Annotated in this window: 35 protein-coding genes; 33 read left to right on the top strand and 2 right to left on the bottom strand. The window is 57.2% G+C overall.

All coding sequences use genetic code 11. The features are described 5' to 3' along the window. The first annotated feature begins 26 nt into the window (after positions 1-26). From rplB to AAFH49_RS09155, 12 genes are all read left to right on the top strand, one after another. The gene (gene rplB / locus AAFH49_RS09210; protein ID WP_196291007.1) at positions 27-854 is read left to right on the top strand and encodes a 50S ribosomal protein L2; all 828 of its coding nucleotides are present in this window, start codon (positions 27-29) and stop codon (positions 852-854) included. A gap of 3 nt (positions 855-857) precedes the next feature. Next, a complete protein-coding gene (gene rpsS / locus AAFH49_RS09205; RefSeq protein ID WP_068191730.1) occupies positions 858-1,136 on the top strand; it encodes a 30S ribosomal protein S19 in 279 nt (92 codons plus the stop codon). A 1-nt stretch (position 1,137) separates the two neighbouring features. Beyond that, the gene (rplV, locus tag AAFH49_RS09200; protein WP_227787158.1) at positions 1,138-1,560 is read left to right on the top strand and encodes a 50S ribosomal protein L22; all 423 of its coding nucleotides are present in this window, start codon (positions 1,138-1,140) and stop codon (positions 1,558-1,560) included. Between the two features lie 6 nt (positions 1,561-1,566). After that, positions 1,567-2,457: a 30S ribosomal protein S3 gene (gene rpsC / locus AAFH49_RS09195; RefSeq protein WP_092676431.1), complete on the top strand. Its 891-nt coding sequence runs from the start codon at positions 1,567-1,569 to the stop codon at positions 2,455-2,457. A 106-nt stretch (positions 2,458-2,563) separates the two neighbouring features. Continuing rightward, complete coding sequence (rplP, locus tag AAFH49_RS09190; protein ID WP_035567899.1) at positions 2,564-2,989, top strand: 50S ribosomal protein L16; 426 nt, start codon at positions 2,564-2,566, stop codon at positions 2,987-2,989. Between the two features lie 3 nt (positions 2,990-2,992). Further along, the gene (rpmC, locus tag AAFH49_RS09185) at positions 2,993-3,205 is read left to right on the top strand and encodes a 50S ribosomal protein L29 (protein ID WP_035567897.1); all 213 of its coding nucleotides are present in this window, start codon (positions 2,993-2,995) and stop codon (positions 3,203-3,205) included. A 5-nt stretch (positions 3,206-3,210) separates the two neighbouring features. Further along, positions 3,211-3,510, top strand: a complete 300-nt coding sequence (gene rpsQ, locus AAFH49_RS09180) for a 30S ribosomal protein S17 (protein WP_168672178.1) — start codon at positions 3,211-3,213, stop codon at positions 3,508-3,510. A 9-nt stretch (positions 3,511-3,519) separates the two neighbouring features. Continuing rightward, the gene (gene rplN / locus AAFH49_RS09175) at positions 3,520-3,888 is read left to right on the top strand and encodes a 50S ribosomal protein L14 (protein ID WP_035567895.1); all 369 of its coding nucleotides are present in this window, start codon (positions 3,520-3,522) and stop codon (positions 3,886-3,888) included. 3 nt (positions 3,889-3,891) lie between these two features. Next, a complete protein-coding gene (rplX, locus tag AAFH49_RS09170) occupies positions 3,892-4,239 on the top strand; it encodes a 50S ribosomal protein L24 (protein WP_342297525.1) in 348 nt (115 codons plus the stop codon). A 15-nt stretch (positions 4,240-4,254) separates the two neighbouring features. Continuing rightward, positions 4,255-4,809, top strand: a complete 555-nt coding sequence (rplE, locus tag AAFH49_RS09165) for a 50S ribosomal protein L5 (RefSeq protein ID WP_342297522.1) — start codon at positions 4,255-4,257, stop codon at positions 4,807-4,809. 12 nt (positions 4,810-4,821) lie between these two features. Continuing rightward, positions 4,822-5,091, top strand: a complete 270-nt coding sequence (gene rpsN / locus AAFH49_RS09160) for a 30S ribosomal protein S14 (RefSeq protein ID WP_035567891.1) — start codon at positions 4,822-4,824, stop codon at positions 5,089-5,091. A gap of 101 nt (positions 5,092-5,192) precedes the next feature. Continuing rightward, positions 5,193-6,230, top strand: coding sequence for a T9SS type A sorting domain-containing protein (locus AAFH49_RS09155; RefSeq protein WP_342297518.1), 1,038 nt, complete (start codon positions 5,193-5,195; stop codon positions 6,228-6,230). 260 nt (positions 6,231-6,490) lie between these two features. On the opposite strand, the gene AAFH49_RS09150 is transcribed toward AAFH49_RS09155, so the two are convergent. Then, the gene (locus AAFH49_RS09150; RefSeq protein WP_342297517.1) at positions 6,491-7,213 is read right to left on the bottom strand and encodes a hypothetical protein; all 723 of its coding nucleotides are present in this window, start codon (positions 7,211-7,213) and stop codon (positions 6,491-6,493) included. A 195-nt stretch (positions 7,214-7,408) separates the two neighbouring features. Between AAFH49_RS09150 and lepB the strand changes: the two genes are divergently transcribed. The 21 genes from lepB (at position 7,409) to AAFH49_RS09045 (ending at position 25,224) form a co-directional block, all read left to right on the top strand. After that, positions 7,409-8,575: a signal peptidase I gene (gene lepB / locus AAFH49_RS09145; protein ID WP_342297515.1), complete on the top strand. Its 1,167-nt coding sequence runs from the start codon at positions 7,409-7,411 to the stop codon at positions 8,573-8,575. A gap of 154 nt (positions 8,576-8,729) precedes the next feature. Beyond that, positions 8,730-9,410, top strand: coding sequence for a metallophosphoesterase (locus tag AAFH49_RS09140; RefSeq protein ID WP_342297514.1), 681 nt, complete (start codon positions 8,730-8,732; stop codon positions 9,408-9,410). A 254-nt stretch (positions 9,411-9,664) separates the two neighbouring features. Continuing rightward, the gene (gene rpsH, locus AAFH49_RS09135) at positions 9,665-10,063 is read left to right on the top strand and encodes a 30S ribosomal protein S8 (RefSeq protein ID WP_068191741.1); all 399 of its coding nucleotides are present in this window, start codon (positions 9,665-9,667) and stop codon (positions 10,061-10,063) included. Positions 10,064-10,090: 27 nt separating this feature from the next. Beyond that, positions 10,091-10,645, top strand: coding sequence for a 50S ribosomal protein L6 (gene rplF / locus AAFH49_RS09130; protein WP_342297511.1), 555 nt, complete (start codon positions 10,091-10,093; stop codon positions 10,643-10,645). Between the two features lie 9 nt (positions 10,646-10,654). Next, positions 10,655-11,005, top strand: a complete 351-nt coding sequence (gene rplR / locus AAFH49_RS09125; protein WP_342297509.1) for a 50S ribosomal protein L18 — start codon at positions 10,655-10,657, stop codon at positions 11,003-11,005. Between the two features lie 90 nt (positions 11,006-11,095). Further along, positions 11,096-11,587: a 30S ribosomal protein S5 gene (gene rpsE / locus AAFH49_RS09120; RefSeq protein ID WP_035567955.1), complete on the top strand. Its 492-nt coding sequence runs from the start codon at positions 11,096-11,098 to the stop codon at positions 11,585-11,587. Positions 11,588-11,592: 5 nt separating this feature from the next. Next, positions 11,593-11,772, top strand: a complete 180-nt coding sequence (gene rpmD / locus AAFH49_RS09115) for a 50S ribosomal protein L30 (protein WP_035567880.1) — start codon at positions 11,593-11,595, stop codon at positions 11,770-11,772. A 13-nt stretch (positions 11,773-11,785) separates the two neighbouring features. After that, positions 11,786-12,235: a 50S ribosomal protein L15 gene (rplO, locus tag AAFH49_RS09110; RefSeq protein WP_342297508.1), complete on the top strand. Its 450-nt coding sequence runs from the start codon at positions 11,786-11,788 to the stop codon at positions 12,233-12,235. 15 nt (positions 12,236-12,250) lie between these two features. Next, on the top strand, positions 12,251-13,570 hold the full coding sequence (gene secY / locus AAFH49_RS09105) for a preprotein translocase subunit SecY (protein ID WP_342297506.1): 1,320 nt from the start codon (positions 12,251-12,253) through the stop codon (positions 13,568-13,570). 6 nt (positions 13,571-13,576) lie between these two features. Then, the gene (gene map / locus AAFH49_RS09100; RefSeq protein ID WP_342297504.1) at positions 13,577-14,362 is read left to right on the top strand and encodes a type I methionyl aminopeptidase; all 786 of its coding nucleotides are present in this window, start codon (positions 13,577-13,579) and stop codon (positions 14,360-14,362) included. Positions 14,363-14,367: 5 nt separating this feature from the next. Continuing rightward, entirely contained in the window at positions 14,368-14,586 is a 219-nt protein-coding gene (gene infA, locus AAFH49_RS09095; protein ID WP_035567874.1) for a translation initiation factor IF-1, read from the top strand. Between the two features lie 21 nt (positions 14,587-14,607). Beyond that, positions 14,608-14,724, top strand: coding sequence for a 50S ribosomal protein L36 (gene rpmJ / locus AAFH49_RS09090; RefSeq protein WP_046246595.1), 117 nt, complete (start codon positions 14,608-14,610; stop codon positions 14,722-14,724). Positions 14,725-14,835: 111 nt separating this feature from the next. Beyond that, positions 14,836-15,213: a 30S ribosomal protein S13 gene (gene rpsM, locus AAFH49_RS09085; protein ID WP_196291020.1), complete on the top strand. Its 378-nt coding sequence runs from the start codon at positions 14,836-14,838 to the stop codon at positions 15,211-15,213. Between the two features lie 154 nt (positions 15,214-15,367). Further along, on the top strand, positions 15,368-15,760 hold the full coding sequence (gene rpsK, locus AAFH49_RS09080) for a 30S ribosomal protein S11 (RefSeq protein ID WP_035567868.1): 393 nt from the start codon (positions 15,368-15,370) through the stop codon (positions 15,758-15,760). A 26-nt stretch (positions 15,761-15,786) separates the two neighbouring features. Then, complete coding sequence (gene rpsD / locus AAFH49_RS09075) at positions 15,787-16,392, top strand: 30S ribosomal protein S4 (RefSeq protein ID WP_210521201.1); 606 nt, start codon at positions 15,787-15,789, stop codon at positions 16,390-16,392. Between the two features lie 90 nt (positions 16,393-16,482). Beyond that, positions 16,483-17,472 (top strand): DNA-directed RNA polymerase subunit alpha, encoded by a 990-nt coding sequence (locus AAFH49_RS09070; protein WP_342297490.1) that lies wholly within the window; start codon positions 16,483-16,485, stop codon positions 17,470-17,472. A 170-nt stretch (positions 17,473-17,642) separates the two neighbouring features. Then, a complete protein-coding gene (gene rplQ / locus AAFH49_RS09065) occupies positions 17,643-18,203 on the top strand; it encodes a 50S ribosomal protein L17 (RefSeq protein ID WP_342297489.1) in 561 nt (186 codons plus the stop codon). A 246-nt stretch (positions 18,204-18,449) separates the two neighbouring features. Further along, positions 18,450-19,721, top strand: coding sequence for a phosphopyruvate hydratase (gene eno / locus AAFH49_RS09060; RefSeq protein WP_342297487.1), 1,272 nt, complete (start codon positions 18,450-18,452; stop codon positions 19,719-19,721). A gap of 75 nt (positions 19,722-19,796) precedes the next feature. Beyond that, entirely contained in the window at positions 19,797-20,114 is a 318-nt protein-coding gene (locus AAFH49_RS09055; protein ID WP_342297484.1) for an FtsB family cell division protein, read from the top strand. Between the two features lie 109 nt (positions 20,115-20,223). After that, complete coding sequence (locus AAFH49_RS09050; protein WP_342297483.1) at positions 20,224-24,594, top strand: CARDB domain-containing protein; 4,371 nt, start codon at positions 20,224-20,226, stop codon at positions 24,592-24,594. Positions 24,595-24,687: 93 nt separating this feature from the next. Beyond that, positions 24,688-25,224, top strand: coding sequence for a hypothetical protein (locus AAFH49_RS09045; RefSeq protein ID WP_342297481.1), 537 nt, complete (start codon positions 24,688-24,690; stop codon positions 25,222-25,224). A 43-nt stretch (positions 25,225-25,267) separates the two neighbouring features. On the opposite strand, the gene AAFH49_RS09040 is transcribed toward AAFH49_RS09045, so the two are convergent. Then, positions 25,268-26,440 carry an anhydro-N-acetylmuramic acid kinase gene (locus AAFH49_RS09040; protein ID WP_342297480.1) on the bottom strand — a complete coding sequence of 391 codons (1,173 nt, stop codon included), beginning with the start codon at positions 26,438-26,440 and terminating at the stop codon, positions 25,268-25,270. Positions 26,441-26,508 lie beyond the last annotated feature (68 nt).

Genomic DNA, 26,508 nt, shown 5'->3' with positions numbered 1-26,508 from the left:
CGCCGCAAAAGCACAACTAGCTAGTAATGGCACTTAAAAAACTCAGACCAACAACCCCAGGGCAGCGCTTCCGCGTTGCGCCGGCGTTCGACGAGATTACGACGTCGACCCCGGAGAAGTCTTTGATGACTTCCCTCTCCAAATCGGGTGGCCGGAACTCTTCCGGTAAAATGTCCAACCGCTACATCGGCGGTGGTCATAAAACCCAGTACCGCATCGTGGACTTCAAGCGCGACAAAGCCGGTGTTCCGGCCGTCGTGAAGTCCATCGAGTACGACCCCAACCGCACTGCGCGTATCGCCCTCGTCAACTATGCCGATGGTGAGAAGCGTTACATCATCGCTCCCGCCGGCATGACGGTAGGCGCGAAGATTGTGTCGGGCCCCGGCGTCGCTCCCGAAGTAGGTAACACCCTGCCGCTACGCGAGATTCCCCTCGGTACCATCCTCCACAACATCGAATTGCAGCCCGGTCAGGGTGCGGCAATGGCTCGCTCGGCTGGTACCTACGCCCAAATCGTAGCCCGCGAAGAGAAGTACGCCACGCTGAAATTGCCTTCGGGCGAGATGCGCATGGTGCTCGTTACCTGCATGGCTACCGTTGGTACCGTGTCGAACGGCGACCACATGAACACTGTGATGGGTAAGGCTGGCCGGAACCGGTGGGCTGGTCGTCGTCCCCGCGTTCGTGGTGTGGTAATGAATCCTGTCGACCACCCCATGGGTGGTGGCGAAGGCAAATCGTCGGGTGGTCACCCGCGTAGCCGTAACGGCATTTTGGCTAAGGGCCAGAAGACCCGTAACAAGAACAAGTATTCGGAGAACCTGATTGTGAGCCGCAAAGGCAAGAAGTAATATATGGCACGTTCACTCAAAAAAGGGCCGTACATTGACTTCCGGCTGGAAAAGAAAGTCACGGCACTCGAAACGGCTGGTAAGAAATCGGTGGTGAAGACTTGGTCGCGCCGCTCGATGATTTCCCCGGATTTCGTTGGCCACACGTTCGCTGTTCACAACGGCAATAAGTTCATCCCGGTGTATGTGACCGAGAACATGGTAGGGCACAAGTTGGGCGAATTTGCCCCGACGCGTAACTTCCGTGGTCACGTCGCCAAAAAAGATAAAGGCAAGCGCTAAGATGGAAGCAGTAGCAAAACTCCGCAATGTGCCGACCTCGCCTCGTAAGATGCGACTGGTGGCCGACCTCGTGCGCGGCAAGAAAGTGACCCAGGCCCTCGGCCTGTTGCGCTTCGAAGCCAACATCGGCGCCGAGAAGATTGAGAAACTGCTCCTTTCGGCCTTGGCCAACTGGCAGCAGCACAACGAAGAAGAGCGGATTGAGGACGCAAACCTCTACATCAGCGAAATCTTCGTGGACGAAGGACGCCAGCTGAAGCGCCTGCGCCCCGCCCCTCAGGGTCGTGGTCACCGCATCCGCAAGCGCAGCAACCACGTGACGCTGAAAATCGACACGAAAGTGGAGAAGCTCGGCAAAAAAACCACCGAGCACGCTAAGCAAGTTGGTACTACCGAAAACCCTAAGGCCGACGCCAAATCCTAATTTAATATGGGACAGAAAGTAAATCCGGTTGGCTTCCGCTTGGGAGTTATCAAAGGCTGGGACTCCAACTGGTACGGCGGCAAGGACTTCGCCGAGAAATTGGTGGAGGACGAGAAAATCCGCAAGTACATCAACGCGCGCATTCAGAAAGGTGGCATCAGCCGCATTGTGATTGAGCGCACCCTGAAGCGCATCACCATCACCATCAACACGGCTCGTCCGGGTGTGGTGATTGGCAAAGGCGGCCAGGAAGTTGACAAGATTAAGGACGAGCTGAAGCAAATCACCAGCAAAGACGTTCAAATCAACATCTTCGAAATCAAGCGTCCGGAGTTGGATGCCAAACTGGTAGGCGAGAGCATCGCCCAGCAGTTGGCCGCTCGTATCTCCTTCCGTCGCGCCATGAAAATGTCGATTCAAGCTGCGATGCGTGTTGGTGCCGAAGGCATCAAGATTCAGTGCGGTGGCCGTCTCGGCGGTGCGGAGATTGCCCGTTCGGAGCAGTACAAAGAAGGTCGTACGCCGCTGCACACGTTGCGCGCTGACATCGACTACGCTTTGTCGGAAGCTCAGACCGTGTATGGCAAAATCGGCATCAAGGTGTGGGTAATGCGCGGTGAGGTGTTCGGCAAGCCCGACCTCTCGCCGAACCAGCAGCTCACCAACCCCGGTGGCGATGCCGGTGGACGTCGTGACGACCGTGGCCCCCGTGGCGAGCGTCGTGAAGGCGACCGCGGCCCGCGTCGTGACGGTGGTGCTGGTGGCCGTGGTGGCAACGACCGTGGCGGCAACGCCGGCGGTGGTGCTCCCCGCGGCGACAACGCTGGTCCCCGCCGCAACGGCCCCGCCCAAGGTGGTGGTGCTGCCGGTGGTGCCGCTCGCGGCCCGCGTCGCTAGAACCAAGCCAAGTCATTTCGCTTCGTTTGCCGCTTTGGTGAACGAAGCGAAATGTTCGGCTGTTCGACCCTCTCTCTTACAGAACACTCTCTTTATTTAAAATCAAATGTTACAACCGAAAAGGACCAAGTATCGCAAGATGCAAAAGGGTCGCGTAACAGGCCTCGCCTACCGCGGCAGCTCCATAGACTTCGGTTCGTTCGCTATCAAGTCGCTGGAAGTGTCTTGGATTACGGCTCGCCAAATTGAGGCTGCCCGTATTGCCATGACCCGCGCCATGAAACGCGAAGGGCAAGTATGGATTCGCATTTTCCCCGATAAACCCATTACCAAGAAGCCTGCTGAAGTGCGGATGGGTAAGGGCAAAGGCTCGCCCGAGTATTGGGTAGCCTGCGTGAAGCCGGGTCAAATCATGTTCGAGTCGGACGGCGTATCGCTGGAAGTAGCCAAAGAGTCGCTGCGTCTCGCGGCTCAGAAGCTGCCGGTTCGTACTTCATTCGTGGTTCGCCGCGACTATACGGACGCTGCCTAAGTCATGAAGAACAAGACCGACCACAAAGGCCTTTCCGCCGACGCGCTGAAAGAGCAAATCAAAACCGAGCAGGCTACGGGCCAGCAGCTGCGTTTCGCTCATGCGATTTCGCCCCTGGAAAACCCCGCCCGCCTCAAGGCCAACCGTAAAAACGTCGCCCGCTTGCTCACCGAGCAGACTCGTCGGAACAACGAGCAGGCCTCTAACCCCGCTTAATTCCGATGGCAACCGACGTAACAACCCAAGACCAAACCGCTGCTGATGAAGCTTCGCGCAACATGCGCAAAGAAATCACCGGCAAGGTGACGAGCAGCAAGATGGACAAGTCCATCACCGTGGCTGTGGTGCAGAAACAAAAGCACCCCAAATACGGCAAGTTCGTGACCAAAACCACGAAATTCCACGCCCACGACGAGAAAAACGAGTGCGGCGAAGGCGACACGGTTCTCATCATGAGCACCCGCCCGCTGAGCAAAACCAAGCGGTGGCGCCTGGTGGAAATTATTGAACGCGCTAAATAATCTAATTCGATGATACAGCAAGAATCCCGCCTGACGGTGGCCGACAATAGCGGCGCCAAGGAAGTCCTCTGCATCCGCGTTTTGGGTGGCACGGGCAAGAAATACGCCAGCGTTGGCGACAAGATTGTGGTAGCCATCAAGTCGGCTATCCCTTCGGGCAACGCCAAGAAAGGCACCGTGAGCAAGGCCGTAGTAGTGCGTGTGAAGAAAGAAGTACGCCGCAAAGACGGTTCATACATCCGCTTCGACGACAACGCTGCTGTGTTGCTCAATAACAACGACGAGCCCCGCGGCACGCGCATCTTCGGCCCAGTGGCCCGCGAGCTGCGTGAGCGTCAGTTCATGAAAATCGTATCCCTAGCCCCCGAAGTACTCTAAGCCATGGCTATCAGAAAAGCAGACCCCGTGCAGCTGCACGTAAAGTCGGGCGATACCGTGAAGGTGATTGCTGGCGACGAAAAGGGCAAAACCGGCGTGATTAAGTCGGTAAACCGGGTAACCCAGCGCGTAACCGTTGAAGGGCTGAACCTGGTGACGAAACACAACAAGCCGAGCGCCAAATCGCCCCAGGGCGGCATCACCAAGATGGAGGCGCCCATGCACGTAAGCAACGTGCAGGCTATCAACCCCACCACTGGTGAGCGGGTACGTAAAGGCGCCGCCTCGGCTGCAGCTCCGGCTGCTGCTCCGGCTAAAGCCAAGCGTGCCACTGCCAAGAAAACGGCTTAAGCAGCCCCCTTCATCATGGCCCGTCTCAAAGACATTTATAATAAGGACATCGTACCCGCGCTCCAGGAGAAATTCCAGTTCAAGAGCATCATGCAGGTACCCAAAGTCACCAAAATCTGCATCAACCGCGGCATTGGCGCGGCGGTAGCCGATAAGAAATTGGTCGACAACGGCGTGGAAGAGCTGACGGTTATCACCGGCCAGAAAGCCATTGCCACCATCGCCAAGAAATCGGTGTCGAACTTTAAGCTCCGCGAAGGCATGCCTATCGGTGCGAAAGTGACGCTGCGCGGCGAGAAAATGTACGAGTTCATGGACCGTCTGCTGACGGTAGCCCTGCCCCGCGTACGTGACTTCAAAGGCATCAACGACAAAGGTTTCGATGGTCGTGGCAACTACACGCTCGGCGTGAAGGAGCAAATCATCTTCCCCGAAATCTCGATTGACAAAATCAAAGGCATCTCGGGCATGGACATCACGTTCGTGACCACGGCTGAGAACGATGAGCAGAGCTACGAGCTGCTGAAAGCTTTCGGTATGCCTTTCGCCAACGCTAAAAAAGAAGCTTAATCTCCCGAACTCATGGCTAAAGAATCCATCAAAGCACGGGAGCGCAAGCGCATTGCCACCGTGGCCCGCTACGCTGAGAAGCGCAAGGCTCTGAAAGCTGCCGGCGACTACGAAGGTCTCGACAAGCTGCCCAAAAACGCTTCGCCCGTGCGCCTGCACAACCGCGACATGATTGACGGCCGCCCCCGCGGCTACATGCGCAAGTTTGGCATCAGCCGCGTGCGTTTCCGCGAAATGGCTCTCGCCGGGAAGATTCCTGGTGTAACCAAGTCGAGCTGGTAGTATCCGGTTTAGGCTTTTCGCTTAAGTAAAAAGCCCTTCCGTCGGTGGTGTAAGCCATTTGCGGAGGGGCTTTCTCGTGGACGTTATTCTAGCATACTCTTATGAAAAAACTTCTTCTTCTTTTTCTGCTTGCTGGTGTTGCCCGTGTGGGGCAGGGCCAATCGGTGGTCGAAACCGTTGATTTTAATTCCTATGTTTCGGCGACCGATAATGATTTAGCTAACCGATTCCTGATTGGGCGGGCGGCGGCGCCGGGGTTGTTCACGCAGGTTGCCACGGGGGGCATCACCGGCGGGGCAGTGGTGCCCCCGAGTGTGGCGAACTACAACCTAGACTATTACAACTACTGCTCGACCTATGCCAATCCGGTGGGGGGGCTAACGGAAACGTCGCTGTGCTTTAAGTACAATGCGACGTTGGTGAACCCTAACGCGGTGGTTCAACCAGTCAAGATTAATTTCGAAAGCGACGCCGTAAACCATTACCTGATTTGCCAGCTTCGCCGGTATGTGAATTACCAGCCCGGGGTATTTGAGCTGTCGTATACTACCTATGGCGCAAACGGCCAGACGATAATGGCTGCGCTTGTCACCGGGCATTGGTACAAGTTCGTGGTGCAGCACCGTTCGGACGGTGGCCAGTTTAACGACCAGGTGTATGCCAAGCTTGAGCTTTTCGATATCGGCACGACGGGTACTGGCACACCGGTGAGCGTGGGCAGTCGCACCGTCACCTTCACGGATGCGCTGTGGGTGGCTTCGACCCGCCACACCATCGACATTGCGGCTTCGCGCCAAGGGGGGGCGGAGCTGCTGGACAACTTCTCGTTTAATGGGCCCAAGGCGGGGTCGTTGTGCACGGTGGCCAGCAGCACCGGCCAGCAACAGCTGAACGCCAATTTGGCGATTTATCCCAACCCGGCGAAAGGCCGGGTGACGCTGCAGTTTGGGCCCGGTTTTAAGCAAAAGGTGGCCCGGGTAGAATTGCTTGACATGATGGGCAAAACCATCGACGCGGCCCCCGCGATGGCGGCTGATAACCGCTTAGTGCTGGATGTGGCCTCCGTGGCAGCAGGTGCTTATGTGGTCCGGGTTAGTACTGACCACGGGAATTATCTGCGGAAACTGACGCTGGAATAGTAGCGCGCTGATTGACCGTCTTGAAGCAAAAGCGGGCTGCTCCAGTGATGGAGCAGCCCGCTTTTGCTTTAGGTGAACGGGGTTTTTACAGAGGCTTCCGGAAATCCAGAAGTACCCGCAAAACGTTTTTCGGAGGCCTTCGAATTTCCAGGGGCTCTGTAAAACGCTCTATGGGACCTTCTGAATTTCCAGAAGCATTGAAAACCATTTTACGGGCACCTCTGAAAATTTGGAGGTGTCGGTAGAACACTTGATGGCTGCTAAGCTGAGGCCAGGGCTGTCGCTTCCTCATCGGAGGAGCGGTAGGAGGGGGGCAGCACCGAAAAGTCGAAGTATTCGGCCACGCGCTCGGGCGTTCTGTAGTAGTGGGCCAAGAGGGCGGCGTACACGCCGAATAACTCCGTGAGAATATCGGTTTCGCCGGCATCGAGGTCGGTACCGGCGGTTTTGACTTGCTTCTTGCGCTGGTCCTGCTGCTGGCGGGCCAGGGTGTAGTTGGTGTTCAGCGTCTGGGCATCTTTGAGCAAAGCCGCACCTTGCGGCACGTCGTCCTTATGCAGCGTCAGGGTTTTGACGAAGGCAGCGAAGGCGGTTCCCATCGTTTGGCGCGAGGCGCCCGAAAACTGCGAGCGGCCCTCGGGGAAGAATTTCTTGAACAGCTCCGGCGCGGTTTCTTCGAGCGCGGCGAAATTGACTTTATAGGCCCGCTTCATGAACTGCTGTACGAGGCCGAAAGCCGTTTCGGCCAGCAAGGTTTGGGAGCCGCGGCCGGCGCTGGCCCCGGCCTGGCCCACAAGGCCGGTTTCGAAGCCGTCATAGAGGGGTTGGAGCAGGTCGATTTTCTCCTGCCACTGCTTGTCATCCTGCTGCAGGGCTTGCAGGGTGTAGCCGGTGATGGATTTCAAATCCTGCCGCGACACGACGAGGTGCAGCAGCCAGTTGCGGAATTTGCGGCTGAAAAGCTTGTTGGGGGATTTGGCCATTGGGAATAGGGTAAATAAACCACGGGCATTGTTGCCCGCAGGCGCATCAATAGTAGGCAGGAAATGCTGGGGAATAGGGGAGGGGCGGGGCTATACCGTCCTACCGTACTATTTGGGCTGTTGGTGCGTTAGAGCAACCCTTGTTGCTGCGGCGCGGCCGTGGCTATTGTCTTACCCACTCTTCAGCCGAAACCCATGCGGATACCCTTCTTCCAAACCAAACGCACCACTCCCTGCCCCGCGCCCAAGCCGCCCAAAACCAAAACCCGGGAGTGGGCCGACTCGCTGATTTTTGCGATTGTGGCGGCCACGCTGCTCCGCTGGTCGGCGGTGGAGGCCTACACCATCCCTTCGGAAAGCATGGAGGGCACCCTGCTGGTGGGCGATTACCTGTTCGTGAGCAAGCTGCACTACGGCCCCATCACGCCCCAAACGCCCTTACAGGTGCCCCTCACGCACCAAACTCTCTGGGAGAAAGGGCCGCCAAGCTATTGCGACCTCATTCAGCTGCCCACCTACCGCTTCCCGGGGTTCAGCTCGGTGCAGCGCAACGATATCGTGGTCTTTCATGTGCCGCACGAGCCGCAACGACCCGCCGACCTGCGCACCAACCTCATCAAGCGCTGCATCGCAGTAGCCGGCGACACCCTGGAAATACGCAACGGCCAGGTGTTCCTCAATGGCCAGCCGGGCGCGGTAGCCGGCCAGCCCCAAACCACCTACTTCATGGCCGTGCCCGCGCCCAACGATGAAATCCGCCAAGCCCTGCGCGAGCACGGCGTGGTCGATTACCGCGAGCCCGATGGTATTCCCCAGGTCGTGGCCGACCCAACTACCGGGCAGTCGGGCTTCGTCATCAGCTGCCCTGCTGCGGTGGCCAGCTACTTCCGGCAGCAGCCCTACGTGAAAGCCCTGACCGTGCTGCCCTACGAGGTCCAGCTATTCCCCGATGCGGCCGATTTTGATGTCTCAACCGCTGCCAGTGTCGCGCCCAACCATTGGCAACTCGACAGCTACGGCCCATTGCCCGTGCCGAAGAAGGGACAGAATATTACTCTGACGCCAGCCAATGCGGCAGTCTACTACAAAATCGTGTCGCAATACGAGCACAACCAAGGCATCAGCTGGAAGGACGGCATGATTCAGCAAAACGGCCAGCCGCTGACGCACTACACCATCAAGCAGAACTACTACTTCATGATGGGCGACAACCGCCACAACTCCGAAGACTCCCGCTTCTGGGGCTTCGTACCCGAAGACCACATTGTGGGCAAGGCCATATTAGTCTGGCTTTCCCTCGACCCCAACGCCGACTTCCTGCACAAAATCCGGTGGAGCCGCTTGTTCCGCTCCATTAGTTAAACTGCCGTAGCCAGTTAGCTAAAACAGAAACAGGGTTGCCCGTTCATCGGTGCGACCCTGTTTCTGTTTTCAAACAGTTTCATTTGAAACGCAAGCCGCGCCTATTTTTAAGCTGTCCGTATTCCATAGCGAAAGCATCAACAATCCCACGAGCATGGAAACCTACGTTATCGGTGATATCCACGGCGCTGCACGTGCCCTCGACCAGGTACTGGAGCGCAGCCCCTTCCGCCCCGGCATCGACCGTCTCATCCAGCTCGGCGACGTGGCCGACGGCTGGCCCGAAACCCCCGCCTGCGTCGAGCGCCTGCTCAGCATCCCCAACAGCATCTGGCTACAAGGCAACCACGACTGGTGGGCCTCCGAATGGCTGGCCACCCAACTCCCATTGGAAGACGTGAGCCAAAGCTGGTATCGACAAGGCGGAAAAGCCACTTTCGATGCCTACCAGTACTTATCACGGTCGGGGCGGTACCAGCACTTTGAATCATTTTTCTGTGAGCAGCTTCCCTACTTCGAGGACGAAGCCAACAACCTCTACATGCACGGCGGCTACGACCCTACCCGCCCCATCGCCGAGCAGGACCCCTATGACCTGATTTGGAACCGCGACCTCTGGAGTGGCAACCAAACTGCCACGGGCTACCACGAATGCTTTATCGGGCACACGTCCACCTGGTCCTACAAGGAAGTCCCCTGCCATACCCACAATGTCTGGAACCTCGACCAGGGTGCAGGCTATAATGGCCGTCTGAGTATGCTGAATGTGCGCACCAAAGAGTTTGTGCAAAGCGACCCGGTGCCCGAGCTATACCCCGGTGTGAAGGGCAGATAAGCGCCGACAGTCGATACTGTAATGGGAATTTCCGCAGCCCACTTGCAAAAGCCCTGTAAGCCTGCTACCTTTGCACTCCCAAAACCCCGAGGCTTGCCTCAAAAACCTTTGGCAGGTTGCCAAAAGAAACCATTGGCTGTGCCGTCGCCGGACATGCCAAGTAGTCTTAACCGAAATTTCGTTGGTCCCGTTGGGCACCCGGCGAAATTTTCTTATCTTTGCGCTCCGAAAAAAGCGGACGTATTTAATAAATAATGAACACTGACCCCATTGCCGACTACCTGACCCGGGTACGCAACGCCATCAAGGCGAACCACCGGGTGGTAGAAATCCCGGCCAGCAACATCAAAAAGGAAATCACGAAAGTGCTGTACCACAAAGGGTACATCCAGTCGTACCGTTTTGATGATTCGTCGGTTCAGGGCACCATCAAAATTGCTCTGAAGTACAACCCGACCACGAAGGCGCCCGCCATCACCAAGCTGCAGCGCGTTTCGACGCCCGGCTTGCGTCAGTACGTGGCCGCCGACAACCTGCCCCGCGTCCTCAGCGGCCTGGGTGTCGCCATCATCTCGACCTCGAAAGGCGTGATGACGGAGAAAGAGTGCAAAACCGAGAACGTGGGCGGCGAGGTGCTGTGCTACGTGTACTAGTCCGGAACCGCTTTAGCAAATTCAATTATGTCACGTATTGGTAAACTGCCGATTTCCGTCCCCGCCGGGGTCGCTATTTCGGTCGACAAAGACAACGCGGTGACGGTGAAAGGCCCTAAAGGCACGCTCACTACGCAAGTAGACCGCGATATCACCGTAGCCATCGAAGACGGCACCCTCACGGTAACCCGTCCCACCGAGCAGAAGCGCCACAAGGCCATGCACGGCCTCTACCGCTCACTCATCAACAACATGGTGGAAGGCGTAAGCAAAGGCTTCGAGAAGAAGTTGGAGCTGGTAGGTGTAGGTTACAAAGCCTCGCTGGTAGGCAGCACGCTGGAGCTGGCCCTAGGCTACTCGCACAACGTGTACATCGCCCTGCCGGGTGAAGTAACGGCTACCGCTGTTACCGACAAAGGCAAAAACCCGATTGTCACGCTCAACAGCATCGACAATCAGTTGCTGGGCCAAGTGGCCGCCAAAATTCGTTCCTTGCGTAAAGTCGAGCCTTACAAAGGCAAAGGCGTGCGTTTCGTGGGCGAAATCATCCGTCGCAAAGCTGGTAAAACGGCCTCTAAATAAATTCGCATTATGGCTTTTGATAAAGCAACTCGCCGCAAGCGGATTCAGCGCATCATCCGTACCAAGGTGGCTGGCACCTCCGAGCGGCCCCGGCTGTCGGTGTTCCGTAGCAATACGGGCATTTACGCTCAAATTATCGACGACACGACCGGCCGCACGCTGGCTGCTGCCACGTCGAAAAAAGTAACGGCCGAGGGTGGCAATGGCGTGGCTTTGGCCGCCGCCGTAGGCCGTCAGGTAGCCGCCGTTGCCCTGGAGAAAGGCATCACGAAAGTGGTGTTCGACCGCTCGGGCTACCTCTACCACGGTCGCGTAAAATCATTGGCTGAAGGTGCTCGCGAAGGCGGCCTCAATTTCTAAACTATCATGGCGCAAGAACGCGACAACAATCGTCCTGGCGGAGACCGTCAGCGCAGCAACGACCGCGACCGGAACAAGGACAACTCCCGCATGGGTGCTGACTCCGACTTCAAAGAAAAAGTAGTAGCCATCAACCGCGTAGCGAAGGTGGTGAAAGGCGGTCGCCGCTTTAGCTTCTCTGCCATCGTGGTAGTAGGCGACGGCAACGGCAACGTAGGCTACGGCCTCGGCAAAGCCAACGAAGTAACCGACGCCATTGCCAAAGGCATTGACGACGCCAAGAAGAACGTGGTGAAAGTGCCGATGTACAAGCACACCGTTCCTCACCTCATGGAAGGCCGCTACGGCGGTGGTTTCGTGCTCATCCAGCCCGCAGCGGCTGGTACGGGTGTAATCGCCGGCGGTGCAATGCGCGCCGTATTCGAGAGCGCCGGTATCAAGGATGTGCTGGCGAAGTCGAAAGGCTCGTCGAACCCTCACAACGTGGTTAAAGCTACGTTTGCAGCCCTCGCCAAAATGCGCGACCCGTTGCAAATCGCTCAAGCCCGTGGTATTTCTTTGGCCCGCGTTTTTAACGGTTAATTGACATGGCACAAATTCAAGTAAAGCTCGTGCGCAGCGCCATTGACCGCCCCGAGCGTCAGAAGCGCACCGTTCAGTCCCTCGGCCTGAACAAACTCAACAGCACTGCTACCCACGAAGTGAACCCGTCCGTTATGGGCATGGTTAAAAGCGTGCAGCACCTGCTCCTAGTAACCGAACTGTAAGACTAGTATCGTCATGCTCAATCTCAGCAATTTATCGCCCGCCTACGGCTCGACTAAAAACGAGAAGCGGATTGGCCGGGGCGAAGGCTCCACGCGCGGTGGCACGTCGACCCGTGGTCACAAAGGCGCCAAGTCGCGTTCGGGCTACAAGCGCAAGTCCGGCTTTGAAGGTGGCCAAATGCCCCTCCAGCGTCGTGTGCCTAAGTTCGGCTTCACGAACATCAACCGTGTAGAGTATAAAGCCATCAACCTCGATGCGCTCGCTACCCTCCTCGAAAAAAACAGCGCCACTACGATGGATGCTGCCTACTTCGTGGCTAACGGCCTGGTTTCCAAGAACGCTAAAATCAAAATCCTCGGTCGCGGCGAAATCGCCACGGCAGTAGAAGTTCATGCTCACGCATTCTCGAAGTCGGCTGTTGAAGCCATCGAGAAAGCTGGCGGCAAAGCGGTAACGCTCTAAAAGCTACCTTCGGCAATGAATAAGTTTATCGAGTCGATAAAAAACATTTTTGCGATTGAGGATTTGCGTACGCGAATCCTCAATACGCTTTTCTTCATTGCCATCTATCGCCTCGGCGTGTACGTGGTGCTGCCGGGCGTGGACCCCACCCAACTCAAGACGGGTGCCCAGGGTCTGTTTGGCATTCTGGATACGCTGCTCGGCGGCGCATTCAGCCACGCGTCGATTTTCGCACTGGGCATCATGCCGTATATCTCGGCGTCTATCGTGTTGCAGCTGCTCACGATTGCTGTGCCTTACTTTCAGAAGCTCCAGAAGGAAGGCGAGTCGGGACGTAAGAAAATCAACCAGTACACCCGGATTCTTACGATTCCGATTGTATTGGCCCAATCGGTTGGCTTTATCGCCACGATTAACGCTGAGGCCATCATCAACCCCGGCACATTCTTCACCGTTTCGACCATGATTATCATCACGGCCGGCACGTTGTTCTGCATGTGGCTGGGCGAGAAAATCACGGACAAAGGCATCGGCAACGGTATCTCCATGATTATCATGATTGGCATCGTATCGCGTCTCCCCGGTGCCATCATCGGTGAAGCCGCTGCTAAAGGCGTGAACAAGTCCCTGATTTTCCTGCTGGAAATGGTGGTGCTGTTCCTAGTGGTAATGGCGGTTATCGTGCTCACGCAAGCTGTTCGCCGCATCGCGGTGCAGTACGCTAAGCAGGTAGGCGGCACCACGCAGCTTGATGCGCAACGTCAGTTCATTCCCCTCAAGGTGAATGCGGCCGGCGTAATGCCCATCATTTTCGCGCAGTCGCTGATGTTCGTGCCCGCCATTGTGGCGTCGGTATGGCAGAACCAGAGTGATACCGCCAGCTACATCGGCGTGAAGTTCTCGGACTACACTTCGTGGCAGTACAACCTGACCTTCGGCCTGCTGATTATCATCTTCACCTACTTCTACACGGCCATCAGCGTCAATCCTAACCAAATTGCCGATGACCTGAAGCGGAGCGGTGGTTTCGTACCCGGTGTGAAGCCAGGCCGTGAGACCTCGGAGTACATCGATGAAATCCTGACGCGTGTAACGCTGCCGGGTGCTGTAGCGCTGGCGCTGATTGCCATTTTCCCGGCCATCGCCCTGTTGCTTGGCGTAACTCGTCCGTTCTCGGCTTTCTATGGCGGTACGTCGCTCATCATCATGGTGGGTGTGGTACTCGACACGGTGAACCAGGTGCAGAGCTACTTGCTGATGCAGCACTACGACGGCATGATGAAATCGGGCAAACTGCGCGGTCGCACGGCCCAGCCCATTTCGATAGCCTCGTAAGTAGCAATGGCAAAAGGTCCGATTCAATACAAGACCGAAGAAGAGATTGACCTCATCCGGGCCAGTGCGCTAGTGCTGGCTAAGGCTCACGGCGAAGTCGCGAGCATGATTAAGGAAGGAGTGACGACGCGGCAGCTTGATAAGCGCGCAGAAGAATTCATCCGGGACAACGGTGGGGTACCGTCCTTCAAAGGCTACAATAAGTTTCCCTACAGCCTGTGCCTCTCGCCGAACTCGGTGGTGGTGCACGGGTTTGCCACCGACGAGCCGCTGAAAAGTGGCGACGTGCTATCGGTGGACTGCGGGGTTTTCCTGAATGGCTTTCATTCAGATAGTGCTTACACTTACCCAATCGGGGAGGTGGCGCCGGAAGTACTCACGCTGCTCAAGGAAACGAAAGCATCGCTGTACAAAGGCATCGAACAAGCCGTGAGCGGCAACCGCGTGGGTGATATCAGCTACGCTATCCAGAACCATGTAAGTCCCTTGGGCTATGGGGTGGTGCGCGAGTTGGTCGGTCACGGAGTTGGCGCGAAGCTGCACGAGAGTCCCGATGTGCCGAACTACGGCAAACGGGGTTCCGGGCCGCTCTTGCAAACGGGTTTGGTCATCGCCATTGAGCCGATGGTGAACCTGGGTAAGAAGGACGTGGTGCAGGAGGCGGATGGCTGGACTATCCGCACCCGAGACCGCAAGCCCTCGGCGCACTTCGAGCACACCGTAGTAGTTAGAAAAGAAAAGGCGGAGATTCTCACCTCCTTTGAATACATCGAAAAAGCATTGCAGCAGTAGCCCTTATGGCAAAACAAGCCTCGATTGAGCAGGACGGAACCATCCTGGAAGCCCTTTCTAACGCCATGTTCCGCGTGGAATTGGAGAACGGTCACCAGCTGATTGCCCACATTTCGGGCAAGATGCGGATGCACTACATCAAGATTCTGCCCGGCGACAAGGTGAAACTGGAAATGTCGCCCTACGACTTGTCGAAGGGCCGGATTAAGTATCGTTATAAATAAACCCGTTTCCCTTCACAGGTCATGAAAGTAAAAACCTCGGTGAAAAAGCGTAGCGTGGACTGCAAACTGGTCCGCCGTAATGGCAAGCTCTACGTCATCAACAAGAAAAACCCACGCTTCAAGCAGCGTCAGGGTTAATTCAATTTTTAGAACCCCGGAACCTTGGGTACTGGGTCGTTGGTTGTTAGCCTTCGGCCCGCCTTCCAAGTAGTTGCCGGGTTTCTGTCCGCAAACACATAACCACACACAATGGCTCGTATCGCAGGGGTTGATATCCCGGACAACAAGCGCGGCGAAATTTCGCTGACTTATATTTTCGGCATTGGCCGGAGCAACGCCAGCAAGATTCTGGTAAAAGCTGGCGTCGACGTCAACAAGAAGGTGAAGGACTGGACCGACGAGGAGTCGGGTGCCGTCCGCGCCATCATTGCCGCCGAGCACAAGACTGAGGGCGTGCTGCGCTCGGAAGTAACGACGAACATCAAGCGTTTGATGGACATCGGCTGCTACCGTGGTCTGCGTCACCGCAAAGGTCTGCCGGTTCGTGGTCAGCGCACCAAGAACAACTCGCGTACCCGCAAGGGCAAGCGCAAAACGGTGGCCGGCAAGAAGAAGGCAACCAAATAATTCATAACCGGGAATCAGGAATTAGTAGTAAGTATCAAGTAGCAAGTAGTAAGACGAAGATGGCTGCGCGAATGCGTTCCAAACCAATCTTACTACTTACTACTAGCTACTTACTACTGACCCTAACACCTCCCGCATTTTTTGCGATAACCAAATGGCACAAAAAAGAAAAGACAAAGCCAAGAAGCGCGTTGTCGTGGTGGAGCAGGTGGGCCAGGTACACATCCGTGCCTCGTTCAACAACATCATCATCTCCATCACCAACAACAACGGTCAAGTTATTTCGTGGGCTTCGGCCGGCAAAATGGGCTTCCGCGGTTCGAAGAAAAACACGCCCTACGCCGCTCAAATGGCGATGAGCGACTGCGGCAAAGTGGCCCACGACCTGGGCATGCGCAAAGCCGAAGTGTTCGTAAAAGGTCCAGGCTCGGGCCGTGAGTCGGCCATCCGCGCCCTCGGCAACGTGGGCATTGAGGTGACCACCATCCGCGACGTAACGCCGCTGCCGCACAACGGCTGCCGCCCCCCCAAGCGTCGTCGCGTTTAGTTTTCCACTTCAGAAATTAGATTACAATGGCACGTTATACCGGCCCTACCTCAAAAATTGCCCGTCGCTTCAACGAGCCGATTTTCGGCCCGAGCAAAGCGCTCAACAAGAAAGCCTATCCTCCGGGCCAGCACGGCCGTGGCCGTCGCAAGAAGCAGTCGGAGTACGCTGTCCAGCTGATGGAGAAGCAGAAGGTGAAGTACATGTACGGCATGTTGGAGAAGCAATTCGAAAACCTGTTCCACAAAGCAGCAGCCCTCCCCGGCATCACCGGCGACAACCTGCTCGCCCTGCTGGAAGCCCGTCTGGACAACGCCGTGTACCGTTTGGGCATTGCCTCGACGCGTCGCGCTGCCCGCCAGCTCGTTGGTCACAAGCACATCACCGTGAACGGTGAAGTGGTGAACATCCCTTCGTACCACCTCCGTCCCGGCGACATTGTGGCCGTGCGTGAGAAGTCGAAGTCACTGGAAGCCATCACCACGAGCCTGTCGGTTCGCAACTCGCGCCAGTTCTCGTGGCTGGAGTGGGACGGCAAGGAGTTGGCTGGCAAGTTCATCAACGCCCCCGCCCGTGAGCTGATTCCGGAGAAAATCACCGAGCAGCTCATCGTCGAACTGTATTCGAAGTAAATAGCGCTACTGGTAGCGGCCCGGCAATTTGTCGGGCCGCTCTTGTGCGTATACTTCACCCCCATTTTTTACATTTTTTACGCCCCACATATGTCAATCTTAGCTTTTCAGATGCCGGAGAAAGTGGTGATGGAGAAATCCGACGACTTCACCGGGACGTTTGAATTTAAGCCGCTCGAGAAGGGCTACGGCGTCACCATCGGCAATGCGCTGCGTCGCATTCTGTTGTCGTCGCTGGAGGGTTTCGCCATCACGTCGGTACGCACTAGCAGCGTATTGCACGAGTTTTCGACCATCGAAGGGGTGATTGAGGACATGTCCGAAATCATCCTGAACCTGAAAATGGTTCGCTTCAAGAAGGTGAGCGACGCCATCTCGGATAAAATTACGGTGCGCGTGAAAGGCCAGGATACCTTCTCGGGCGCTGATATTGCCAAGTTCGCCAGCGGCTTCGAAGTGCTGAACCCCGACCACGTTATCGCTCATTTGGACCCCAGCACCGAGTTGGAGTTTGAGTTGACGATTGCCCGTGGCCGTGGCTATGTGCCCGCCGACGAGAACAAGCCGGCTGACCAGGTTTTCGGTCAGATTGCCATCGACGCTATCTACACGCCCATCAAGAACGTGAAGTACAGCATCGAGAACACCCGCGTGGAGCAGAAGACGGACTATGAGAAGCTCGTTATCGAGATTCAGACCGACGGTTCGATTCACCCGGAGGAAGCACTGAAAGGTGCGGCTAACATCCTCATTCAGCACTTCATGCTGTTCTCGGACAACACGATGACCCTCGAAGGTCCGCGCGTGACCGAAGATGAGCCGATTGATGAGGAAACCATGCAAATGCGCAAGATGCTCAAGACTCCCTTGGAGGACATGGAGCTCAGCGTACGCGCTAAGAACTGCCTCAAGGCTGCCGACATCAAGACGATGGGCGAATTGGTGCAGCTCGAAATTGCCGACATGATGAAGTTCCGCAACTTCGGCAAGAAGAGCCTGACCGAGCTGGAAAACCTCGTTGAAGAGCGTGGTTTGGAGTTTGGGATGGACCTGGGCAAGTATCGCCTGGACGAAGACTAGAATACATATTAACGATGTGCTGATTGGCTGGACTTGTCCGGCGGGTTAGCACATCTTCTTTTTTATCCATTTACTATTTCACCAGTGTGCCCCAGGGGCAGCGGTTCTAATGAGGCCTTAGAGGCCCGCCGTGGTCGCCGCCCGCAAGCACACACTTTTTCAAACGACCGATGCGTCACGGAAGAAAAATCAACCACCTGGGCCGGACTACCGCCCACCGCCACGCCATGTTGTCGAACATGTCGTCTTCGCTCATCCTCTACAAGCGCATCACCACCACGGTGGCTAAGGCTAAGGCCCTGCGTAAGTACATCGAGCCCCTGCTGACTAAGTCGAAAGACGATACCACGCACTCGCGTCGTATGGTTTTCGCTGCTTTGCAGGACAAGGAGTCGATTAAAGAATTGTTCGGGAACATTTCGAGCAAAATTGCAACCCGTCCCGGTGGCTACACTCGCATCCTGAAGCTGAGCGATACCCGTCTGGGTGACAACGCTGAGATGTGCATCATCGAGCTGGTTGACTTCAACGAGACCCTGATTGAGTCGAAGCAGGCTGCTACCGAGAAGGCTGCTGCTACTACCCGTCGTTCGCGTCGTGGTGGTAAGAAGGCTGCTGGCGATGACGCTACCACTTCGGCTACCGAAGTGAAAGCTGAAGCTGCTGCTCCTGCTGCCACGGAAGAAGCTGCTCCGGCTGCTGAAACCAAAGCTGACGAAACTGCTGCTTAAGTAACGCAAGTTACTAAGACCTGAAGAGGGACATGCCGTGAGGTGTGTCCCTCTTTTTTGTGCGAAAATTTCTGGGCGGCAACAGCAAACCATACTCCTTGCTAGGGCAGATTCAATCGTTAGCGCAGGCTATGCATACTGCCATTGAAGCCGCTCCAAAACGTTCTTTTAATGTACGAATCGTGCTTATGCCGGCTGATTCGCGTACGTTTGCAGCGTATTTAACTGTTTACAAAACGACTTGCTATGAGCTTCATCTCGCAAATTCACGCTCGCCAGATTTTTGATTCCCGCGGTAATCCGACGGTAGAAGTAGACGTTACGCTTGACTCCGGTGTAGTGGGCCGGGCGGCCGTTCCTTCGGGTGCCAGCACAGGCAAACACGAGGCTGTTGAGCTTCGCGACGACGACGCCAGTCAGTTTATGGGTAAGGGTGTGCTGAAGGCGGTGGAGAACGTCAATTCGCGCATTGCGGAGGAATTGGTTGGCTTCTCGGTGTACGAGCAGGCGCTGCTCGACAAAATCATGATTGAGCTGGACGGCACTCCGAACAAAGCCAATCTGGGTGCTAACGCGATTCTGGGCGTGAGCTTGGCGGCTGCCCGCGCTGCGGCGCAGGATGCGGGCATGCCGCTTTACCGCTACATTGGTGGGGTAGGGGCTTCGACCTTGCCGGTGCCGATGATGAACATCCTGAACGGTGGCTCGCACGCCGACAACTCGATTGACTTCCAGGAATTCATGATTATGCCGACCGGCGCTTCGTCTTTTTCGGAAGCGTTGCGTTGGGGTACGGAGATTTTTCACAACCTGAAGGCGGTGCTGAAAAAGCAGGGCTTTAGCACCAACGTGGGCGATGAAGGCGGCTTTGCGCCGAACATTAAGTCGAACGAGGACGCTATCAAAATCGTGTTGCAGGCCATTGAAACGGCTGGCTACCGCCCCGGCGAGGACGTGTTCATTGCGATGGATGCGGCCGTGTCGGAGTTCTACGAGGATGGCGTGTACCACTTCAAGAAGAGCACCGGTGACAAGCTGACTTCGAGCCAGATGGTGGACTACTGGGCTGATTGGGTGAAGAAATACCCCATCATCAGCCTGGAGGATGGCATGGACGAGGATGACTGGAGCGGCTGGAAGTCGCTGACGGAGCGCGTGGGCAAGCAGACCCAGCTGGTGGGCGACGATTTGTTCGTGACCAACGTGGACCGTTTGCAGCGTGGCATTGACGAGAACATCGCCAACGCCATCCTCATCAAAGTGAACCAGATTGGCACTTTGACCGAGACGATTGCGGCTGTGAACCTGGGCCGTCGTAATGGCTACAAGTCCATCATGAGCCACCGCTCGGGTGAGACGGAGGACAGCACGATTGCTGATTTGGCCGTGGCGCTGAATACCGGCCAGATTAAGACGGGCTCGGCTTCGCGCTCAGACCGGATGGCTAAGTACAACCAGTTGCTCCGCATTGAGGAGGAGTTAGGCGAGGTGGCGTACTTCCCCGGTAAGAAGATGTAATTATTTCAGTGATTAAGAGCACAAACGGCCAATTTCGCATTCGCGGAATTGGCCGTTTGTATTACCTTTATATCGATGAATCTACCTTTCTTCATTAGCCCGATACTTCGGGTGGTGCGCAGCTTCTATTTTTTGACCGGCGTGGGCTTTTTAGTCTGGATGCTGGTGTTCGATGCCAACGATGTGGGCAAACAGTTCGATATCTACCAGAAGTGGAAAGAACTGCGCAATGAGAAGCAATATTACCTCGACAATATTGAGGTGGTAAAAAAAGACCGGGCCGAACTAATGAGCTCGCCAGCATTGCTGGAAAAATTTGCGCGGGAAAAATATCTGATGAAACGCCCCGGTGAGGACGTATTCGTGCTGGTGCCCCAAAGCGAAAATCAATAGCGGAAAACTGCGGTAGCGCAACGGTATAACAATATCGTTGGGTGGAATCTGTTGTCTTCCCACTTCTGACATTACTACTAATTCCCTTTTCATTCCTAAACCTTTTCACATGAAACAATCCTACAATGCGATTTTCCGGAAACCTTTGCGCTGGTGCGTATTGGTGGCCGTGCTGCTCTGGAGCCAACTGGCGACTGCGCAGACCTACCTGCTGCCCGCCTCGGGCATGACTACTGTAACTACCTGCGCGGGCACGCTCTATGACGATGGCGGGCCGTCGGGAGCCTATTCGACCAACGCGCTGGGGGGCACTACGCTGGTGCCCGCCACGGCCGGCAATAAAATCCGGTTGCAATTCAGTCCGTTCAATATCGACCCTTACTACGATGTAGTACGGGTTTATGACGGCAGTTCGACCTCGGCCCCGTTGATTGGCGAGTACACCAACTACAATCTGCCCCCGGCTTCGATATATGCCACCAACGCGACGGGTAGCCTGACGGTGGTGCTCCAGAGCGACTACTACTACAGTTTTAGCGGCTTTGAGGCGGCCATTTCGTGCGTGACGACGGTGCCGCTGGCCGATTTGGCCGTGCAGGGAGCTTCGGTGAGCCCGCTGAGCACGGTGGCCGGCAATTCGGTGTCGCTGAGCTGCTCTATCTATAACATTGGGGCCGGGGTGGCTACCAGCAGCAACGTTGGCTATTATTTCTCGACGGATGCTACGCTGGATGCCAACGACGTATTACTGGGTAATTCGACGGGCTACGCACTGAACCCGGGTTTGTCGAGCAGCCGCTATGCCACGGTTACCATTCCGGCCACGACTGCTCCGGGCAGCTACTACATCCTGTTTGCCGGCGATTATCTGAGCCAGGTGAGCGAGAGCAACGAAAACAACAACGTGGCCTCGGTGAACGTGACGGTAACGGCTCCCAGCATTGACCTGACCATTTTGCAGCCTTCGGTGACGCCGACGACTACGGCCGTGGGCACCCCGATATCCATGAACTGCTCTATCCTGAACACGGGTAATGCCGTGGCGGCCAGCAGCAGCGTTGGTTTTTATATTTCGACCAATACCACGCTGGATGCCAATGACATCCTGTTGACTTCGCAGTACGGTGGGCCTCTCACGACGACGTATTCGTCGTCGCGCTACGGCACGGCGGCTATTCCGACGGGCCTGACGCCCGGGACGTACTACATCCTGTTTGTGGCCGACTATCAGGGCCAGGTAACGGAAACTAATGAGACGAACAACGTGGCGTCGGTTGCCATTACCGTAGCGCCTCCCGGCGTGGATTTGATAGTGCAGCAGCCGTCGCTCTATTACAACTCTACCGTGGCGGGTGGCACAGTGCAGGCTTCGGCATCGATATATAACCAAGGTAACGTGACGGCCACGAGCAGCACGATGGGCTTCTACCTGTCGACCAACACCACGCTGGATGCCAGCGACGTGTTGCTGTCGACCGTAACGGGTGGCTCACTGGCCGCCAACCTGGCTTCGTACCGCTCGGCCAACCTGACGGTGCCGCTGGGCACGGCGGCGGGCAGCTACTACGTGCTATTTGTGGCCGACCCCACGAACGTGGTGACGGAAACCAACGAAACCAACAACGTGAGCAGCTTGGCCCTGACGGTAATCGCGCCGACGATTGACTTGTCGGTGACCTACCCGTATGTATCGCCGACTACGGTGGCGGCGGGGGCAAGCGCCAGCACTTCCTGCTACCTCAACAACCTGGGCAATGCCGTGGCTAGTCCCGCCAATATTGGTTTCTACTTGTCGACGGACAACGTATTCAGCGCGAATGACGTGCTGGTGGGCAGCCAGACGAATACTTCGCTGTACGGCGGCGGTTACCTGAGCATTTACTCGACCATCGCGGTACCGACCGGCACTGCTTCGGGCACTTACTACCTGCTGTTCGTGGCCGACCCGGCTAATGCCGTGACGGAAACCAATGAGAACAACAACGTGGCCAGCACGACCCTGGTGGTGACGGCGCCGGGCATCGACCTGCAAATGAGCCAGGTGTATGCCTCACCTTACACCGTAGGCGCTGGCGGTGGGCTTACCCTGACTTCGTATATCTACAACACGGGCACCATCACCTCGCCAAGCAGCACGGTGGGCTATTACCTGTCGACGAACTCGACCCTGGATGCCAACGACGTACTGCTGACTACAGGGGTTGGAACCCAACTGGCAGCTAATGGCAGCTCGTACCGTAATGCTTCGGCTACAGTGCCGGTAGGTACGGCGGCGGGCTACTACTACGTGTTGTTCGTGGCCGACCCGGCCAACGCGGTGACGGAAACCAACGAAACCAACAACGTCGCCAGCACCACTATTCAGGTAGTTGCGCCGACGATTGATTTGTCGGTGACCTACCCGTATGTATCGCCCACTACGGTGGCGGCGGGGGCCAGTGCCAATGCTTCGTGCTACCTCAACAACCTGGGCAATAGCGCGGCCACCCCGGCCAACATCAACTTCTACTTGTCGACGGACAACGTATTCAGCGCGAATGACGTGCTGGTGGGCAGCCAGCCGAACAGCACGCTGAACGGCGGTGGCTACCTGAACATCTACTCGACTATTACCGTGCCGACCGGTACTGCTTCGGGCACGTATTATGTGCTGTTTGTGGCTGACCCGACCAACGCGGTGGCCGAAACCAATGAGAACAACAACGTGGCCAGCACTACTTTGGTGGTGACGGCGCCGGGCATCGACCTGCAAATGAGCCAAGTGTATGCCTCGCCTTATACGGTGAGCACGGGTTCAACGCTGAATTTCACTTCTTATATCTACAACACGGGCACCATCACCTCGCCAAGCAGCACGGTGGGCTACTACCTGTCGACGAACTCGACCCTGGATGCCAGCGACGTACTGCTGACTACAGGGGTTGGGACCCAGTTGGCGGCCAATGGCAGCTCGTATCGCACGGCTTCGGCTATTATTCCCACGGGCACAGCCCCGGGCTATTACTACGTGCTGTTCGTGGCCGACCCGGCCAACGCCGTGACCGAAACCAACGAAAACAACAACGTGGCTACTGCTAACATTCAGGTGGTTGCCCCGAGCATCGACCTGCAGATTACGCAGACGTATATGGGGCTCACCTCGGTAGCTCCTGGTACTTCGGTTGCGGTTACTTCCTACGTCTACAACGCGGGCAACACGCCCTCGCCGAGCAGCAACGTGGGCTACTACCTGTCGACGAACTCGACGCTGGATGCCAACGATGTGCTGATGAGCACGACCACCGGCGGCCAACTCGGTGCCTTCCAGGGGTTCACCTCGTATGGCAACGTGACTATTCCGACGGGTACCGCCGCTGGCAACTACTACCTGCTGGCCGTGGCCGACCCCACGAACGTGGTGACGGAAACCAACGAAACCAACAACGTGGCCTATTACTACTTCACGGTAACGGGCCCCTTCACGGGCATTGTCGTGCCTTTCTCGGGCACCAATACCGTGACCACCTGCAGCACGACGGTGTATGACCACGCTGGATTTGGCAACTACTCGGACAATGCCAACGGCACGCTGACCATCAACCCTGGCACGGCTAACAGCCGCATTCAGCTTTCGTTCAACTCGTTTGCGGTAGAGGCTTGCTGCGACCGGCTGATGATTTACGATGGACCGGACGCGCAGTCGCCGCTGCTGGCCACGCTGACGGGAATGCCCTCGCTGCCCATCATGGCTACCAACTCGACCGGTGCTCTGACGCTGGTGTTCACGAGCGATGCCAGCGTAGTAGGTTCGGGCTTCGATGCCACCGTGACTTGCGTAACTGCCCCCACGATTCTGCCCGACCTGCTGCTGACGCAGATTGGGGCTTCGCCTTCGTCGGTACCCGCCGGTGGCAACTTGTCATTGAGCGCTACCGTGGCCAACCAGGGCGGCGGCTCGGCGGCCAGCTCGGCCGTGGGCTATTACCTCTCGACCAACCAGACGCTGGATGCCAGCGACATTCTGCTGGGCAGCAGCGCCGGTACTTCGCTGGCATCCAGCGTGAGTGCCAACCGCCAGTTGGTGGCAGCCGTGCCGGCTAACACCACGCCGGGGGCTTACTACGTGCTGTTTGTGGCCGACCCGCTGAATGTGGTGACGGAAGCGAACGAAACCAACAACCTCGCATCATTGGCCGTGACGGTAACTCAGGGGCTCGCTGCTCGTGAGCAAACTGCCGGTTATAGCGTGGCCGTAGCGCCTAACCCCGTGGCCAATGGCAACGCCCTGCGCGTGCAAATGACCGGTGTAGGCGCTACCTGCACGGCTTCGGTCGACTTATTCAATGCCTTGGGGCAGCGGGTAAGCTCGCAGCAAATGCAGCTGGGCACCGGCCGCGCCAATCAGGCCGAGATTTCGACGCGCGGCCTGGCCACCGGGGTGTATGTGCTGCACCTCACGGGCACGAACCTGAACGTGACGCGCCGCGTGGTAATCGAATAACCTGCGCAAGCTAACCGGCCCCCACCAGGAGCCGGAGCGGGGGCGGCGGCCCGGACCTTGGTCCGGGCCAGCCGCCCCCGCTTATTTTTGGCCATGCAAGCACTTCCAGGACTGAAACAACTGCGGTGGCAAATCAGCATCAGGGCAAGCCTGCTAATGCTCATTCTTGCAGCCGTGGAAGCGGTTGGCGGTGGCCTGGTGACTGCGCGGCAGGGAGCAGAAACGGGGCGTCCGCTCAGCCAGGGGCAGGCGGCGGGCCAGTTTCTGCGGGCCGTACTTCGGGCCAATTATTCGGCTGCTTATAGTAGGTTGGCACCGGAAATCCGGCAGGGCATTGGCCTGGCCCGGTTTACTGCGGCGGCCCGGCCGCTCTGGAAAAGTGGTCAGCGGCCTGGGCGCGGTACGGCCATCGAACTCTACAAACTGGGCGTGCGCCTGGGCGACAGGGGCAGCGCACGGCTGTTCTACAGCTTTTCTTTCGCGGCTGATTCCAGTCTGCGAATCCCATCAGAGTTGCTGGAAGTTACTTTTCGGGACACGGCTTCCCGGGCAGTACTGGGTTTCAGCCTGCGCCTGACTGAGGTTGCTCGGCCGAAAAAGCAGGTGGTGAAAAAATCACAAAGCCGGTAGCTATTGCGCTGCCGCCCTGCCCCGCGCCATATAACGCAAACGGCTACGGCAAACAGATTTTGCCCAGGCTGATGTCAGGATTACCCGCCACGGTTTCGTTGGCCAGCACGGCAAACAGCACGGCTTCCTTGGCATCGGCGGGAATGCCCAGCGCATCAATGGATGCAAAGCGGGCGGTGGGCAGGTGCCGTTGCAGGGCCTGTAGCAGCGCGCCGTTGTGGCTGCCGCCGCCGCTCACGTAGCAGGCTACATCGGGCCGCTCGGCTTCTGGAAGACACTGCTGAACGGCGCTGGCCACGCCCGTGGCCGTTAGCTCAACCAGGGTGGCCAGCACGTCGGCGGGTGGGAGGGACGTGGTGCCGGTTTTAAGCTGGGCCTCGTGCAGGTAGTCGGGGCCGAATAGCTCCGGGCCAGTTGTTTTGGGCAGCGGTGCGGCGAAAAATGGATGGCTCAGTAGCTCCTGTAGCAGAGCCGGATGAGCGGTACCACTGGCCGCAATCGCACCGTTTTCATCGTACTCGCGGCCGGGGAAATACTGCCGCGTTACGGCATCAAGCAGCGTGTTGCCGGGGCCGGTATCGGTGGTGAGGGGCAGGCCGGGGGTGGGCTGAGCCGGTAGGTACGTGAAGTTTGCAATGCCGCCCAGATTGAGCAGCAGTCGGTTTTCGGTGGGGGAAGAAAACAGCAGCTCGTCGGCATAGCCAGCTAGGGGGGCGCCCTCAAAGCCGTGGGCTACGTGTTTCTGCCGGAAATCGGCCACGGTGATGATGCCGGTGAGCGCCGCCAGGTGGTCGCCATCGCCGATTTGCAGCGTGGCGTGGTGCGGAAAACCGGCCTGCTGATGCTGGTGGCGCGGGGCATGCCAGATGGTTTGGCCGTGGCTGGCAATGAGGTCGACCTCGGCCGCCGCCACCTGCCAGGATTGCAGGCAGACCAGCACCATTTCTGCGTGCTGCCGGGCCACCTCGGCGTTGAGAATGGTAACATCCTGCAACGCCACAGTGGGCTGCGAAATGGCCCGCAGCCGCTGCCGAAATTCCGCCGAGTAGGGCAGCGTGGCAAAGTGCTCCAGCGTGGTCTGCAACTGAGTGCCGTGGCCCTTGCAGCGGCACAGCGCCACATCCAGCCCATCGAGCGAAGTGCCCGACATCAGGCCAATGATGCGGCGGCTGGGCTGCTGAGCCAGTGCGAAAAGGCGAGCGAGGTAGGGATTCACGGGTGGGCCTTTGAAAACTTTTGCGAAGGTATAAAAGCGGTTTGTGCCCCGTTGTACCGATTCTTAGT

This window comes from Hymenobacter segetis (assembly GCF_038448715.1).
Lineage (GTDB): Bacteria > Bacteroidota > Bacteroidia > Cytophagales > Hymenobacteraceae > Hymenobacter > Hymenobacter segetis.
The sequence above is the reverse complement of the archived record's forward strand: the minus strand, read 5'-3'. Positions and strand labels throughout refer to the sequence as shown.

What these genes read in the sequence shown, in the direction of transcription:
- rplQ (WP_342297489.1), top strand. Translation starts at nt 17,643, where the DNA reads ATGCGTCACGGAAGAAAAATCAACCACCTGGGCCGGACTACCGCCCAC.
- AAFH49_RS09045 (WP_342297481.1), top strand. Translation starts at nt 24,688, where the DNA reads ATGCAAGCACTTCCAGGACTGAAACAACTGCGGTGGCAAATCAGCATC.
- rpsN (WP_035567891.1), top strand. Translation starts at nt 4,822, where the DNA reads ATGGCTAAAGAATCCATCAAAGCACGGGAGCGCAAGCGCATTGCCACC.
- rpmD (WP_035567880.1), top strand. Translation starts at nt 11,593, where the DNA reads ATGGCACAAATTCAAGTAAAGCTCGTGCGCAGCGCCATTGACCGCCCC.
- rplR (WP_342297509.1), top strand. Translation starts at nt 10,655, where the DNA reads ATGGCTTTTGATAAAGCAACTCGCCGCAAGCGGATTCAGCGCATCATC.
- rpmJ (WP_046246595.1), top strand. Translation starts at nt 14,608, where the DNA reads ATGAAAGTAAAAACCTCGGTGAAAAAGCGTAGCGTGGACTGCAAACTG.
- rpsE (WP_035567955.1), top strand. Translation starts at nt 11,096, where the DNA reads ATGGGTGCTGACTCCGACTTCAAAGAAAAAGTAGTAGCCATCAACCGC.
- rpsQ (WP_168672178.1), top strand. Translation starts at nt 3,211, where the DNA reads ATGGCAACCGACGTAACAACCCAAGACCAAACCGCTGCTGATGAAGCT.
- rplP (WP_035567899.1), top strand. Translation starts at nt 2,564, where the DNA reads ATGTTACAACCGAAAAGGACCAAGTATCGCAAGATGCAAAAGGGTCGC.
- map (WP_342297504.1), top strand. Translation starts at nt 13,577, where the DNA reads ATGGCAAAAGGTCCGATTCAATACAAGACCGAAGAAGAGATTGACCTC.
- AAFH49_RS09140 (WP_342297514.1), top strand. Translation starts at nt 8,730, where the DNA reads ATGGAAACCTACGTTATCGGTGATATCCACGGCGCTGCACGTGCCCTC.
- rpsM (WP_196291020.1), top strand. Translation starts at nt 14,836, where the DNA reads ATGGCTCGTATCGCAGGGGTTGATATCCCGGACAACAAGCGCGGCGAA.
- rplV (WP_227787158.1), top strand. Translation starts at nt 1,138, where the DNA reads ATGGAAGCAGTAGCAAAACTCCGCAATGTGCCGACCTCGCCTCGTAAG.
- rplN (WP_035567895.1), top strand. Translation starts at nt 3,520, where the DNA reads ATGATACAGCAAGAATCCCGCCTGACGGTGGCCGACAATAGCGGCGCC.
- AAFH49_RS09055 (WP_342297484.1), top strand. Translation starts at nt 19,797, where the DNA reads ATGAATCTACCTTTCTTCATTAGCCCGATACTTCGGGTGGTGCGCAGC.
- rplF (WP_342297511.1), top strand. Translation starts at nt 10,091, where the DNA reads ATGTCACGTATTGGTAAACTGCCGATTTCCGTCCCCGCCGGGGTCGCT.
- lepB (WP_342297515.1), top strand. Translation starts at nt 7,409, where the DNA reads ATGCGGATACCCTTCTTCCAAACCAAACGCACCACTCCCTGCCCCGCG.
- AAFH49_RS09070 (WP_342297490.1), top strand. Translation starts at nt 16,483, where the DNA reads ATGTCAATCTTAGCTTTTCAGATGCCGGAGAAAGTGGTGATGGAGAAA.
- rpsH (WP_068191741.1), top strand. Translation starts at nt 9,665, where the DNA reads ATGAACACTGACCCCATTGCCGACTACCTGACCCGGGTACGCAACGCC.
- rpsC (WP_092676431.1), top strand. Translation starts at nt 1,567, where the DNA reads ATGGGACAGAAAGTAAATCCGGTTGGCTTCCGCTTGGGAGTTATCAAA.
- rplX (WP_342297525.1), top strand. Translation starts at nt 3,892, where the DNA reads ATGGCTATCAGAAAAGCAGACCCCGTGCAGCTGCACGTAAAGTCGGGC.
- eno (WP_342297487.1), top strand. Translation starts at nt 18,450, where the DNA reads ATGAGCTTCATCTCGCAAATTCACGCTCGCCAGATTTTTGATTCCCGC.
- secY (WP_342297506.1), top strand. Translation starts at nt 12,251, where the DNA reads ATGAATAAGTTTATCGAGTCGATAAAAAACATTTTTGCGATTGAGGAT.
- rplB (WP_196291007.1), top strand. Translation starts at nt 27, where the DNA reads ATGGCACTTAAAAAACTCAGACCAACAACCCCAGGGCAGCGCTTCCGC.
- rpsD (WP_210521201.1), top strand. Translation starts at nt 15,787, where the DNA reads ATGGCACGTTATACCGGCCCTACCTCAAAAATTGCCCGTCGCTTCAAC.
- rpsK (WP_035567868.1), top strand. Translation starts at nt 15,368, where the DNA reads ATGGCACAAAAAAGAAAAGACAAAGCCAAGAAGCGCGTTGTCGTGGTG.
- rpmC (WP_035567897.1), top strand. Translation starts at nt 2,993, where the DNA reads ATGAAGAACAAGACCGACCACAAAGGCCTTTCCGCCGACGCGCTGAAA.
- rplO (WP_342297508.1), top strand. Translation starts at nt 11,786, where the DNA reads ATGCTCAATCTCAGCAATTTATCGCCCGCCTACGGCTCGACTAAAAAC.
- AAFH49_RS09050 (WP_342297483.1), top strand. Translation starts at nt 20,224, where the DNA reads ATGAAACAATCCTACAATGCGATTTTCCGGAAACCTTTGCGCTGGTGC.
- rplE (WP_342297522.1), top strand. Translation starts at nt 4,255, where the DNA reads ATGGCCCGTCTCAAAGACATTTATAATAAGGACATCGTACCCGCGCTC.
- AAFH49_RS09155 (WP_342297518.1), top strand. Translation starts at nt 5,193, where the DNA reads ATGAAAAAACTTCTTCTTCTTTTTCTGCTTGCTGGTGTTGCCCGTGTG.
- infA (WP_035567874.1), top strand. Translation starts at nt 14,368, where the DNA reads ATGGCAAAACAAGCCTCGATTGAGCAGGACGGAACCATCCTGGAAGCC.
- AAFH49_RS09150 (WP_342297517.1), bottom strand. Translation starts at nt 7,213, where the DNA reads ATGGCCAAATCCCCCAACAAGCTTTTCAGCCGCAAATTCCGCAACTGG.
- rpsS (WP_068191730.1), top strand. Translation starts at nt 858, where the DNA reads ATGGCACGTTCACTCAAAAAAGGGCCGTACATTGACTTCCGGCTGGAA.